The following is an 11,707-nucleotide window of genomic DNA, read 5'->3' on the forward strand; positions in this document are numbered from 1 at the left end:
CACGCCGGTGGCCCCCGTTCGTCGGGGACCACCGGCGTGCGGGCGTTGCGCCCGGCACTCACGGGCAGACGGCCGCAGCGTCTGGCACGGGCGCGAACGACGACGGCGAGGCCTGCGGCGGCGGGGGAGCGGGTTTCGGCGCCGGTGCGGCGATCGGCCGCCCGGCCCGCACGGTCGCGAAGAGCGCCTTCGCCGCCGGCCCGTCCCAGAGCACCGTCGACCCCCAGCCCGCGACCTCGTGATCGACGTCGGCCAGCGGCACGGTGGCGAAGTCGGTGCCGCCCGCCACGGACGCCCGCAGCCGGGTGGCCAGTGCCAGCAGGTCCTGCGCCGAGAAGGCCCGGTCCGCCTTGACCGACCGCAGCACGCTGCCCGTCACCGCGGCCAGCCGCGCCGGGTCGAGCAGCAGTCCGCCGTCGGCCGCCCGGCGCAGCAGCTGCGCCACGAACCGCTGCTGGCGGCGCATCCGTCCCAGGTCGGCGGTCCCGTCCAGATGCCGGGCCCGGACGTACGCGAGCGCGCCCGGGCCGTCCAGCGTGCTGGTGCCGGCCGGCAGGCGCAGGCCGGAGTAGTCGTCCCGCAGCGGCCTGCTGCTGCACACCTGCACGCCGCCCAGCGCGTCCACGGCGGAGACGAAGCCGAGGAAGTCGAACTGGACGTAGTGGTCGATCCGCAGGCCGGTGGCCTGCTCGACGGTCCGGACGGTGAGCGGCGCCCCGCCCATCCCGTACGCCGCGTTGATCTTGCCCTTCCCGGCCGGGACCTGCCGGTGGGTGGCCGGGTCCAGATGGGCGGGGATGTCAACGTAGGAGTCGCGCGGGATGCTGACCACGGCGGCCCGCCCGGCCGGCCCGCCGAGCCGGACCAGCATCATGGCGTCCGTGCAGTGACAGGACTCGCCGCCCGCGTGCAGGGTGTTCTTCAGCAGGTCGACCGGGATGCCCTCGCGGTCGTCGGTGCCGACCACCAGGAAGGTGCTCCCGCCGCGGTCCGCCCCGCCGCCGTCCTCCCCGCTGTCGTCCGACGGCGGCCGGTCGGCGCCCGGGCCGAAGGCGTCCACCCGGCCGATCGTCTCCCCGACGCCGTCGAGCACCGAACACCCGGCGCCGGCCGTCGCCAGCACCGCGACGGCGACCGCCCCCGACAACCGGCGTCCCCAGCGGCGGCGCCGGGGAGCTGCGGTACGGGGCTGGACCGAGCGCGGGGCGGGCATTCTTCGGATGGTAGGCCCGGTGTTGCGGGGGTCGGTCCGTACACGCCGGTGGTCGGTGGGCGGATTGCCGAAACGTTCCTTCGCGATGAACAGCGAGATCCACATCCACCAGGACGGGACCTGGCAGCGACGTGGACGGCGCGGCACCGGTACGGTTGCCCCGATGAACACCATGGCTGCTGAGGAGCTGCCGGCGGTCTCCGTGATCATGCCGGTGCTCAACGAGGAACGACACCTGCGCACGGCCGTCCGGCACATCCTGGAACAGGAGTACGCCGGCGGCATGGAGGTGGTGATCGCGCTCGGTCCCTCGACCGACCGGACCGACGCCATCGCGGCCGAACTGGCCGCCGAGGACCCCAGGGTCCGCACCGTGCCGAACCCCACCGGTCGCACCCCCGCCGGGCTGAACGCCGCGATCAGTGCTTCCAAGCACCCGATCGTGGTCCGGGTCGACGGCCACGGCCTGCTCACCCCCGGCTACATCACCACCGCCGTGCGGCTGCTCGGCGAGATGGACGCGGCCAACGTCGGCGGCATCATGCACGCCGAGGGCGAGACCGAGTGGGAGAAGGCGGTCGCCACCGCCATGACCTCCAAGATCGGCGTCGGCAACGCGGCCTTCCACACCGGCGGCCTGGCCGCCCCGGCGGACACCGTCTACCTGGGCGTCTTCCGCCGCGAGGTGCTGGACCGGCTGGGCGGCTACAACGAGGAGTTCATCCGCGCCCAGGACTGGGAGCTCAACTACCGCATCCGCCAGGACGGCGGCCTGATCTGGTTCACCCCGCAGCTGCGGGTCACCTACCGGCCGCGCCCGAGCATGCGGGCACTGGGCAAGCAGTACAAGGACTACGGCCGCTGGCGCCGCGTGGTGACCCGCTACCACCGCGGCTCGGTCAACCTGCGCTATCTCGCCCCGCCGGCCGCCCTGCTCGGCGTCCTGCTGGGCCTGCTGCTGGGCGCCGCCGTCCACCCCGCCTTCCTCGTCCTGCCCGCCGGCTACCTGCTCGGCATCCTCGGCGGCTCGGTCGTCGAGGGCCGCGGCCTCTCCGCCAGGGCCCGTGTCCAACTCCCGCTGGCCCTCGCCACCATGCACCTGAGCTGGGGCTGGGGCTTCCTGACCTCCCCCCGCTCGCTGGCCCGCAAGGTCATCAACAGCACCCTCCCCGCCGCCCGCACCCGCCAGCCTCAGTAGAGCGGCCACCCGCCGAGGCCGGCGGGCAGGCGCTACTGTCTGCCGCATGGTGGATACGGTGCGTGTGGAGGTCGGTGCGGATGTGGATCCGCGGGCCAGGGTCGGGGACGGGAGCACGGTCTGGCCTCTCGCGCAGGTGCGGGAGGACGCCGTGATCGGTGTCGAGTGCGTGATCGGGCGGGGGGCGTACATCGGGCCCGGGGTGCGGATCGGGGACCGGGTGAAGGTGCAGAACCATGCCCTGGTCTACGAGCCGGCGGTGGTCGAGGACGGCGTGTTCATCGGCCCGGCGGTGGTGCTGACCAATGACCGCTACCCGCGTTCGGTGGACGTCGAGGGCAGGCTCAAGCGTGGCGGCGACTGGCGGGCCGAGGGCGTGACGCTTCGCCAGGGTTGCTCGATCGGCGGCCGGGCGGTGCTGGTGGCCGGGGTGACGGTGGGCCGCTGGGCGCTGGTCGCGGCCGGGGCGGTGGTGCACCGGGACGTTCCCGACTTCGCGCTGGTGGCGGGGGTGCCGGCCCGCCGGATCAAGTGGGTCGGGCGGGCCGGTGAGCCGCTGGAGCCGGTCGGGGACGGCCGTTGGCGATGCCCGCGCACGGCGGAGGAGTACCAGGAGACGGACGGGCTGCTCGCCCCGGCGTGAACCGGCCCACCGCGTCACTGGTCGAGCGAGCCGGTCCAGCCCGTGACGCAGCCGCCCTCGTCACCGGTGTGCACCGCGACGCCGCTCGACGTCCCGGGCGTTGCGGAGGCGGAGGCGGCCGGCGAGACGTCGGCGGCCTGCACAACACCCTGCTGCGCCGTCGCCGTCGCCGATGCGGTGGGCGCCGCCGCGCCCTGGCCGCTCCCGCCGGTGAGCGGCTGGTCCGCGAGGATCTGGCCGAACAGCTGGTCCGCCTCCGGCTGCACGAAGGCCGCCTTGGCCCGCAGCTCCGGGTTGGGGTCGTTCGGCGTGTAGCGCATCAGCGGCTGGACGAAGGCGACGTCGGCGGGCTTGACGCCCTTGAGCTCGGTGCCGAGCGCGACCAGCTTGGTGGTGCCGGCGAGGCCGTCGTCCACGGTGATCGACCTGGTGGCGGCCTCGATCACCGGGAACGCGGTGGTCGGGTCGAGCAGCGTCCCGGCGCTGGTGACCTTCCTCAGCAGCGCGCCCAGGAAGGCCCGCTGCATGGTGAAGCGGCCCAGCGAGCTGCCGTCCTGGACCGCCATCCTGGTGCGGACGAACTCCAGCCCCTGCTCGCCCGTCAGGGTGTGCCGGCCGGCGGTGAGGTCGAGATGCGACTCCCGGTCGACGATCGGACCGCAGAGGTTGACGTCCACGCCGCCCACCGCGTCGGTGAGGTCCTTGACGCCCTGGAAGTTGACCAGCGCGAAGTGGTCGACCTTCAGGTGGGTGATCGATTCCACGGTGTCCGAGACGCAGCTCGGGCCGCCCCGGTCGAGTGCCTCGTTGAGTGGCCGGTGGCTCAGCGCGCGGTAGACCTGGCCCGTCTTCGGGTCGGTGCACTGCGGCAGGTCGACCAGGGTGTCGCGGGGCAGGCTGAGCGCGACGGCGGAGACCCGGTCGGGGGAGACGTGCAGCAGGATGTTGACGTCGTTGTTGCCGATGCCGGTGTTGTCCCGGTCGCCGTAGGCGCCGCCCAGGCCTGCCCGGCTGTCGGTGCCGATGATCAGGATGTTCATCGCGGTGTGCCCGCTGGAGTCGGTGGGGCCGGGCGGCGGCGGGGGGTTGCCCGCGCTCAGCGGGGCGTGCTGGATGTTGTGGTCCAGGTGGCGCAGGTAGAGGTAGCCGGCTCCGCAACTCGCCACCAGCGCACCGCCCAGCGTCAGGGCGACGATCTTCGGCCAGCGCCGCCGGGACCGTCGCGCCGGTATCCGCTGCTCGTCCGTCGTCACCGCTGGTCGACCGCCTCTCGTGGCCTCCCGGGGACTTCCCGGGCGAGGGGCGACGTGACTGTGGCAGCGGCCCCCCGTGGCTACGTGGGCGAACGTACCGTGAGGCGACTGCGAACGGGCCAATTTGTTACATGATCAGAAGATTTGAAACAGGGCTGAGGCCCGGGTGAGACGTTCACCCGGGCCTCGGCCCCGTCGGTCGTCAGCCGATCCGGAGCGTCACACGCTCGGACTCGATCCGACTGCGCCACTGATCGTCCGTCAGCGCGTCGGAGTTGCGGCAGAGCACCACCGAGGCGCCGGCGGCGAGCGGGGCGAGGAGGCCGGCCTCCAGGCCGGCCCAGTCGTCGTACGGCAGGGTGCTGAGCACCCGGCCGCCGCGCTCCAGGCCGATCCGGGCCGCGCCCTCGCGGGCCAGCTGGACGGTCTGCTCGCCGCTCAGGCGCAGCGGCAGCCCGTCCACCAGGGTCTCCAGCGCGGGCGACTCCGGGTCGACCGGTGAGTACGGTGCGAACCGGTCGCCCTGGCCGGGCACCTCGGCGGCGTAGTCGAGGAAGCCGTCCGGGCGCTGCGGGAAGCGGCCGCCCAGCGGGCGCAGTGCCAGGGCCACCCGTTCGCCGGAGCAGGCCTGTGCGGCTTCCAGGCCGTCCGGGCCGCTGACCACGAGCCCGGCTTCGGCCGGGTCGCCGCCGGGTGCCGCGGTGACGCCCACCGACCAGCAGGCCACCAGCCAGACGGCGGTCTGCCAGTGGGCGGGCAGCAGCAGGGCGGCGCGGTCCTCGGGGCCGGCGTTCAGCTCGTCCTGGAGGAGATTGGAGGTCTTGGCGACCCAGTTGTCGAACGTTCGGACGGAGAGTTCGACTCTCTCGCCGGTGGCGTCGTCGTAGAAGGTGACCAGGGGGCGTGCGGGGTCCTCACCGAGGGCGGCTCGCAGCAGCTCGGCGGGGGTGCGGGCGTCGGCAGCGAAAGGCGCATTCATGGTGCACCCCAGCCTAGGGCCTCGCCCGGGGGAGATGGGAGGGGGCCCGCTGGCGGTTCCCTGCTTGTCGAAGACCCGTCAGAAACCGCCTCCGGGACGGGTGGCGAACGAGTCTCAGGAGGCCGATGATCCGATTTATGCGTATTTCTCCTATCTCCTTGATCGGGACCGGCTGCGCCGCCGCGCTCCTGCTGCAGGCCACAGGGTCCGGCCCGACCGCCACAGCCGCGGACGCGGCCGGCGCGGTGCGTCGCACGGATCCCGGAATAGCGGCATCCAGCGCCCCGCGCACCACCAGCCTCGCGCTGGAAGCCCTCGCCCCGATCCCCCGGACCGACCGCTCCGCCGGCCCGCTCACCGCCACCCGCGGCCTCGCCGCGCGCGCGACCGCCGGCTACTCCCTGCTCGGCGTCAGCTGGGACGACCCCGCCGCCACCCTGGACGGCTCCGTCCAGGTCCGCACCCGCGCCGCAGACCGGTCCGGCCACGGCGCGTGGAGCGACTGGCGCGCGCTCGCGGCGGACGACGAGGACCGCCCGGACGCCGGCTCCGCCGAGCAGGCCGGACCGCGCGCCCGCGGCGCCACCGCCCCGCTCTGGGTCGGGCCCAGCGACGGCGTCGAGGTCCGGGCCGGCGCGGCCGGGGCGCTGCCGGCCGGGTTGCGCGTCGAGCTGGTGGACCCGGGCACGGACGGCCCCGCCGTCGCCGTCCCGCAGGCCCCGCAGGCCCGCGCGCTGCCATCCGCCGACTACGGCGCACCCCGCCCGGGCATCGTCACCCGGGCCGGCTGGGGCGCCGACGAGTCGATCCGCGAGCCGGATTTCGTCTACACCGGCACCGTCAAGGAGGTCTTCGTCCACCACACCGACACCGGCAACGACTACACCTGCGCGGACTCGCCGAAGCTGATCCGGGCCATCTACCAGTACCACGTACAGTCCAACGGCTGGCGCGACATCGGCTACAACTTCCTGGTCGACAAGTGCGGCACCATCTACGAGGGCCGGGCCGGTGGAGTGGACCGGCCGGTGCTGGGCGCCCATACGCTCGGCTTCAACACCGACTCGTCCGGCGTCGCGGCGCTCGGCACCTTCGACTCGGACCAGCCGGTCAAGGCGCAGCTCGACGGCATCGCCGAGATCGCGGCCTGGAAGCTCGGCCTGACCGGCCAGGACGCCGGTTCCACCGTCACCCTGGTCTCCGCCAGCGACGGCAGCCGGTACCCGAAGGGGACGGCCCACACCTTCAACACGATCTCCGGTCACCGGGACGCCTTCGCCACCGACTGCCCGGGCGACGACCTCTACGGCCACCTGGCCGACCTCCGCGCCGAGGCGTCCCACCTCCAGGGCCGTCAGTAGTCCGGTACAGACTGGACGGGTGAACGACGTCCCGGCCGAGCGCCGCTGGCTCCCCGGCCGCCCGCTGGACCTGCACCGCACCCTGGCGCCGCTGCAACGCGGCCCCGGTGACCCGGCCTGCCGCACGGCGGGCGACGGGGCCGTCTGGCGGGCCTCGCGCACTCCGGAGGGTGTCGGCACGCTGCGGGTGGCCGGCGCGTACGGCGAGGTGCTGGCGCAGGCCTGGGGCCCGGGTGCCGGGTGGCTGCTGGAGCGGCTGCCGCTGCTGCTCGGCGACGCCGACGACCCGTCGGGCCTGCTGCTCCCGCCCGGTCCGCTGCGCGAGGCCCAGCGGACCCACCCCGGCCTGCGGCTGTGCCGTACGGGCCTGGTGCTGGAGTCGCTGGTGCCCGCCGTCCTGGAACAGAAGGTCACCTCGGACGAGGCGTACCGCGCCTGGCGGCTGCTGCTGGGCGAGTTCGGCACCCCGGCGCCCGGCCCGGCCGACGGCCCGGCGCGGGGCATGCGGGTCGCCCCGTCGGCGCGCGAGTGGTGCCTGATCCCGTCCTGGGCGTGGCACCGGGCGGGGGTCGACCCCAAGCGTTCGGCCACCGTCGTCCGCGCCGCGCGCCTGGCTCCCCGGCTGGAACAGGCCTCGGGCCTGTCCGGCGCCGAGGCGGCGGCCCGGCTGACCACCGTCCCCGGGGTGGGGGCGTGGACGGCGGCGGAGACCCTGCAACGCAGCAACGGCGACGCCGACGCCGTCTCGGTCGGCGACTACCACCTGCCGAACATCGTCGGCTGGGTGCTGGCCGGCCGCCCCCGCTCCGACGACGCGCAGCTGCTGGAGCTGCTCGCCCCGTACGCCGGTCACCGGCACCGGGTCTGCCGACTGATCGGGCTCACCGGGCAGCACCCACCGCGCTACGGCCCGCGGCTCGCCCCGAACGACCACCGCCGCCGCTGACCGCGGCTGAGGCCGGGTCAGCGCACGGTGATGAACTCCTCCGCACCCCGGGCCGGCCGGCCCCTGGGCGCCGCCGCCGGCCGGCCCACCGCGACCGCGCCCATCGGGTCCCATCCGGCAGGCAGGTCGAGCACCTCGCGCACGGTGTCCCGGCAGAACATCGTGGACGAGACCCAGGCCGATCCGTACCCCTCGCCGGTCAGCGTGACCAGCAGGTTCTGCACGGCGGCGCCGATCGCCACGGTGAACATCTCCCGCTCGGCGGCGGCCCTCGGCGCGTCCGGATAGCTGTGCGAGCCCTCCATCACCAGGCAGGGCACCACCAGGTACGGCGCGCCGCGCAGCACCTCGCCGCGCGCGGTGCGCCGGGCCACCCGGGCCTCGTCCCAGCCGTCCAGCTCGCGCAGGTCGCGCTGCCAGGCGGCGAGCATGGCGTCCAGCAGCGCGGTGCGCACCTCGGCGGACTCCAGCAGGACGAAGCGCCACGGGGTGGTGTGGTGCGGGGCCGGCGCGGTGACGGCGGCGGCCACCGCGCGGCGCACGGCGGCCGGGTCGACCGGCTCGTCGGTGAACTCGCGGACGGTGCGCCGCAGTGTCACCGCCTCACGGACGGCCTCGGAGGTGCCGAGCCGGAACATGTCGTCGACGGCGGGCCGGATCATCGGCCGGATGCCCGCGCCGTCGGGCCCGGTCACCAGCCGGCCCAGGCCGCGCACCAGGGCCACCGGCGTGCCGCCGGTCTTGCCCTTGACCAGGTCGCCGGCGGCGGCCAGCTCGTCCGCGGTGGCGGTCACGGTGAGCGCGAGCTCGTTGCCGTGGCTGTCCCGCCGGCCGCGGTGGTCCTCCAGCACGTCCAGACCGGCCGCGCCGATCGCCACGTCGGTCAGGCCGTTGCGCCACGGGCGGCCGAAGGTGTCGGTGACGACCACCGCGACCTGGCGGCCGGTCAGTTCCCGCAGCCGCGCGCGCAGGGCGCGGGCCGAGGCGTCCGGGTCCTCGGGCAGCAGCAGGACGGTGCCCGGAGGGGTGTTCGAGGCGTCCACGCCGGCCGCGGCCATCACCAGGCCCTGCCGGTTCTCGACGATCCGGATCGGCCCGCGCCGGGCCACCAGGCGCACGCTCTCGGCGTCGATCGCGGCCTCGCGGTCGTCGGCGTGCAGCAGCCGGCCCTCGGCCTTGCTGACGATCTTCGAGGTGACCAGCAGGATGTCGCCGTCGGCCAGGTCGGCGGCCTTGGAGATCAGTGCGGCCAGGTCGGCGCCCGGCTCGATCTCGGGCAGACCGGGGACCGGCAGCACCTGCACCGCGGCGGGTCCGGCCGGGGCCGTCACGCCCGGACCCGCTCGGCCAGGTCCAGCGCGGCCCGGGCCATCGCCGCCGTCGCGGCGGGGTCGCTCATCAGCAGGGGCACGGCCAGGCAGCGGATGCCGCCGGCCGTCACGGCCGCCACCGCGTCGGCGTCGGCCTCGTCCACCAGCCAGCCGTCGATCAGGTCGGAGCCGTAGTGCAGCGCGACCGCCTCGGCCGTCGCCTCGACGCCCACCGCGGCCAGCACCTTGTCCGCCATCCCGCGCACCGGCGCGCCGCCGATGATCGGGGAGAGGCCCACCACCGGCGCCGCCGCCTGGGCCACCGCCCGGCGGATCCCCGGCACGGCCAGGATCGTCCCGATGCTCACCACCGGGTTGGACGGCGGGAGGAGGATCACGTCGGCCGCGGCGATCGCCTCCAGCACGCCGGGCGCGGGCTTGGCGGTGTCGGCGCCCACCGGGATGATCGCCTCGGCGGTCACCGCGGCGTGCAGCTTCACCCAGTACTCCTGGAAGTGCACCGCCCGGGTGCCCTGCTCGTCGGTGATCCGGACGTGCGTCTCGACCCGGTCGTCGCTCATCGGCAGCAGCCGCACGCCGGGTTGCCAGCGGTCGCAGAGCGCCTCGGTGACGGCGCTCAGCGGGTAGCCGGCGCCCAGCATCTGGGTGCGCACGATGTGCGTGGCGAAGTCCTTGTCGCCCAGCCCGAACCAGGACGGTCCGACGCCGTAGGCGGCCAGCTCGTCCTTGACCGCGTAGCTCTCCTCGGAGCGGCCCCAGCCCTGCTCCTCGTGGATGCCGCCGCCGAGCGTGTACATCACGGTGTCGAGGTCCGGACAGACCTTCAGACCGAAGAGGTGGATGTCGTCCCCGGTGTTGCCGATGACGGTGATCTCGTCGCCGGGGGCGACCACGTCCTTGAGTCCGCGCAGGAAGCGCGCCCCACCGATTCCGCCTGCCAGTGCCACGATGCGCATGCGCCCATCCTGCCAGGCCGTCAGGGCGGTTCGGGCACGCCTCGGTTGTCAGGACAGGCCGGGCTGCAACTCCGGTACGGCCGCGCCGTACTGGTTCATCTCGGTCAGGCCCGGCGAGTAGAGGTGGATGCTGACGGCGGGTTCGAGCGCCGCGTTGACCACCTCGTGCAGATACCCGGACGAGAAGACCTGTCCCTCCTTGCCCGCCTTCGGCGAGGAGGGTCCCTGGTGCCACCTGGGGCCGGACGGAATCGTGCGGATAGTGCCGGGGCGCAGGGCCCGGGAGCCCTCGCCGGCGTGCGTGAGCGAGCGCTCGACCAGCTCGCCCTGAACCACCGTCATGACGCCCGAGGAGTCGCCGTGGTCGTGGAAACCGCTGCTCTGGCCGGGCAGCCAGCTGAGCAGCCAGACCTCGTAGCCGGGGCCGGTCTCCAGCCGGGCGTACCAGCGGGTCAGCGCGTCGTAACGGACCTGCGGCGCCCAGCGGGCGCGGTCGGCGGCGATCTCGCGGACCAGCTGGGCGTAGCCGGCCACCGTGGTCGGGTGGGCCGGCAGGTCGGTGCGGGCCAGGTGCGGGAAGGCCAGCGGGTCCCCGGCGATGCTGACGTCGCTGAGCCCGTCGGTCCACGGGCGCGCGGGCGCGGGGACGACGGTCGTCACGCCGGCGGCGGTGCGGGCTGCGGGCTTGTTGCGGTCGCGGTTGCGCTTACGGGGGCGGATGCGATTGCGCATGGGATGGGTCCTCGGATGCGGCTGGTGGCGGGAGGAGGATCAGCCGGATCCGCAGGGGGAGAGATGCGCGGGCGGCCTCGGTGTTCCTGAGGCGGCGCGCAGAGGCCGGAACGACAGGCCGGCGCGCCTAGCGACAACAGGAACAGAGGCAGCGACAGAGCGAGCTCGCGGCATGGCGAAGCACCAGGTGGCTGCTTCGGCGCGCGATCGACTCGGACATGGATAAAAGGAGACAGGGTAGACGGGGGTCCTGTCAACTCTCCCCCGGGGACATTCGGGTCACATCAGGGACGAACCACCGGATCAGGTGATAAGTCAGCCTCTAGGTTTCGATGTGAAGATCGCCGGGAAGGCAGCCGGATGACCGGGTTGCTCCCCGATCGCGCCGGTGGGTCGACGCTCGGAGCCGTGATCCCGGGTCCCGCCGGAGCGCAACCGGAACCGGCCCGGCAGACGTCCACCTCCGTGGGGGCGTGGATCGGGTTCGGGGTGGGGTGCGTCGCCTGCGAGCTGCGGAAAGTCCGTCTTGTCCGGATATGTACACTAATTGTCAGCGCTTGGTTCCGGGGAGTGAATTCCCGACCCAATACCAGAGCTCGGCTTGACTGGGCCAGAGCGGCGCACATGTAATTTCACTCGTGTCGTTCAGCCGATCCAGGCCGCGGCCACATGCACGGGGACGCCAAGAGGGGCAGAGGAGGCGCGCCAATGAGCGAGCTCTTTGAGCTGTTGATCGGTGAGGACACCGAAGAGGAAGAGGAACTCGACTGGCAGGAGCGCGCGCTGTGTGCCCAGACCGACCCGGAATCCTTCTTTCCGGAGAAGGGCGGGTCCACCCGCGAGGCCAAGAAGGTCTGCCTGGCCTGCGAGGTGCGCTCCGAATGCCTTGAGTACGCCCTCGCCAACGACGAGCGATTCGGTATCTGGGGCGGGCTCTCCGAGCGCGAACGCCGTCGGCTCAAGAAGAGCGCGGTCTGACCGCCCACGCGTTCGATCCGCGGCGATTAAACGCCGCACCCATTCCGCCTCTTCGCGGAATCTGCGCGAGATCCACCACTCGTGCAGAACCCACAGCAGTCGGGCAAGCGCCTCGCC

11 protein-coding genes are annotated in these 11,707 nt (G+C 73.8%); 5 read left to right on the forward strand and 6 right to left on the reverse strand.

Going from position 1 to position 11,707, the window contains the following annotated elements:
- Positions 1–58 precede the first annotated feature (58 nt).
- Complete coding sequence (locus tag BS80_RS26130) at positions 59–1,213, reverse strand: LCP family protein (protein WP_083975229.1); 1,155 nt, start codon at positions 1,211–1,213, stop codon at positions 59–61.
- Between the two features lie 172 nt (positions 1,214–1,385).
- Between BS80_RS26130 and BS80_RS26135 the strand changes: the two genes are divergently transcribed.
- On the forward strand, positions 1,386–2,411 hold the full coding sequence (locus BS80_RS26135) for a glycosyltransferase family 2 protein (protein ID WP_083975377.1): 1,026 nt from the start codon (positions 1,386–1,388) through the stop codon (positions 2,409–2,411).
- Between the two features lie 46 nt (positions 2,412–2,457).
- Positions 2,458–3,054 carry an acyltransferase gene (locus BS80_RS26140; RefSeq protein ID WP_035801101.1) on the forward strand — a complete coding sequence of 199 codons (597 nt, stop codon included), beginning with the start codon at positions 2,458–2,460 and terminating at the stop codon, positions 3,052–3,054.
- A gap of 14 nt (positions 3,055–3,068) precedes the next feature.
- Here the strand turns inward: BS80_RS26140 and BS80_RS38070 are convergent, their stop codons facing one another.
- Together BS80_RS38070 and BS80_RS26150 are read right to left on the reverse strand one after the other, a co-directional pair.
- Positions 3,069–4,307, reverse strand: a complete 1,239-nt coding sequence (locus tag BS80_RS38070; protein ID WP_051967079.1) for an LCP family protein — start codon at positions 4,305–4,307, stop codon at positions 3,069–3,071.
- A gap of 202 nt (positions 4,308–4,509) precedes the next feature.
- Complete coding sequence (locus BS80_RS26150) at positions 4,510–5,286, reverse strand: TIGR03089 family protein (RefSeq protein WP_035801102.1); 777 nt, start codon at positions 5,284–5,286, stop codon at positions 4,510–4,512.
- 137 nt (positions 5,287–5,423) lie between these two features.
- Here BS80_RS26150 and BS80_RS26155 point away from each other — a divergent pair, with 137 nt between their 5' ends.
- A complete protein-coding gene (locus BS80_RS26155) occupies positions 5,424–6,647 on the forward strand; it encodes a peptidoglycan recognition protein family protein (protein ID WP_035801103.1) in 1,224 nt (407 codons plus the stop codon).
- Positions 6,648–6,666: 19 nt separating this feature from the next.
- Positions 6,667–7,593: a DNA-3-methyladenine glycosylase family protein gene (locus BS80_RS26160; protein ID WP_035801104.1), complete on the forward strand. Its 927-nt coding sequence runs from the start codon at positions 6,667–6,669 to the stop codon at positions 7,591–7,593.
- 17 nt (positions 7,594–7,610) lie between these two features.
- On the opposite strand, the gene BS80_RS26165 is transcribed toward BS80_RS26160, so the two are convergent.
- From BS80_RS26165 to BS80_RS26175, 3 genes are read right to left on the reverse strand one after another with little or no spacing between them, the layout of a single operon-like run.
- Positions 7,611–8,924 (reverse strand): coenzyme F420-0:L-glutamate ligase, encoded by a 1,314-nt coding sequence (locus tag BS80_RS26165; protein WP_035801105.1) that lies wholly within the window; start codon positions 8,922–8,924, stop codon positions 7,611–7,613.
- Positions 8,921–9,880 carry a 2-phospho-L-lactate transferase gene (gene cofD, locus BS80_RS26170; RefSeq protein WP_035801106.1) on the reverse strand — a complete coding sequence of 320 codons (960 nt, stop codon included), beginning with the start codon at positions 9,878–9,880 and terminating at the stop codon, positions 8,921–8,923. The genes BS80_RS26165 and cofD overlap by 4 nt, the downstream gene beginning before the upstream one ends.
- 48 nt (positions 9,881–9,928) lie before the next feature.
- On the reverse strand, positions 9,929–10,612 hold the full coding sequence (locus tag BS80_RS26175) for a cysteine dioxygenase (protein WP_083975231.1): 684 nt from the start codon (positions 10,610–10,612) through the stop codon (positions 9,929–9,931).
- 708 nt (positions 10,613–11,320) lie between these two features.
- Between BS80_RS26175 and BS80_RS26180 the strand changes: the two genes are divergently transcribed.
- The gene (locus BS80_RS26180) at positions 11,321–11,590 is read left to right on the forward strand and encodes a WhiB family transcriptional regulator (protein WP_035801107.1); all 270 of its coding nucleotides are present in this window, start codon (positions 11,321–11,323) and stop codon (positions 11,588–11,590) included.
- The last annotated feature ends 117 nt before the right edge of the window (positions 11,591–11,707 follow it).

This window comes from Kitasatospora mediocidica KCTC 9733 (assembly GCF_000744225.1).
Taxonomy (GTDB): domain Bacteria; phylum Actinomycetota; class Actinomycetes; order Streptomycetales; family Streptomycetaceae; genus Kitasatospora; species Kitasatospora mediocidica.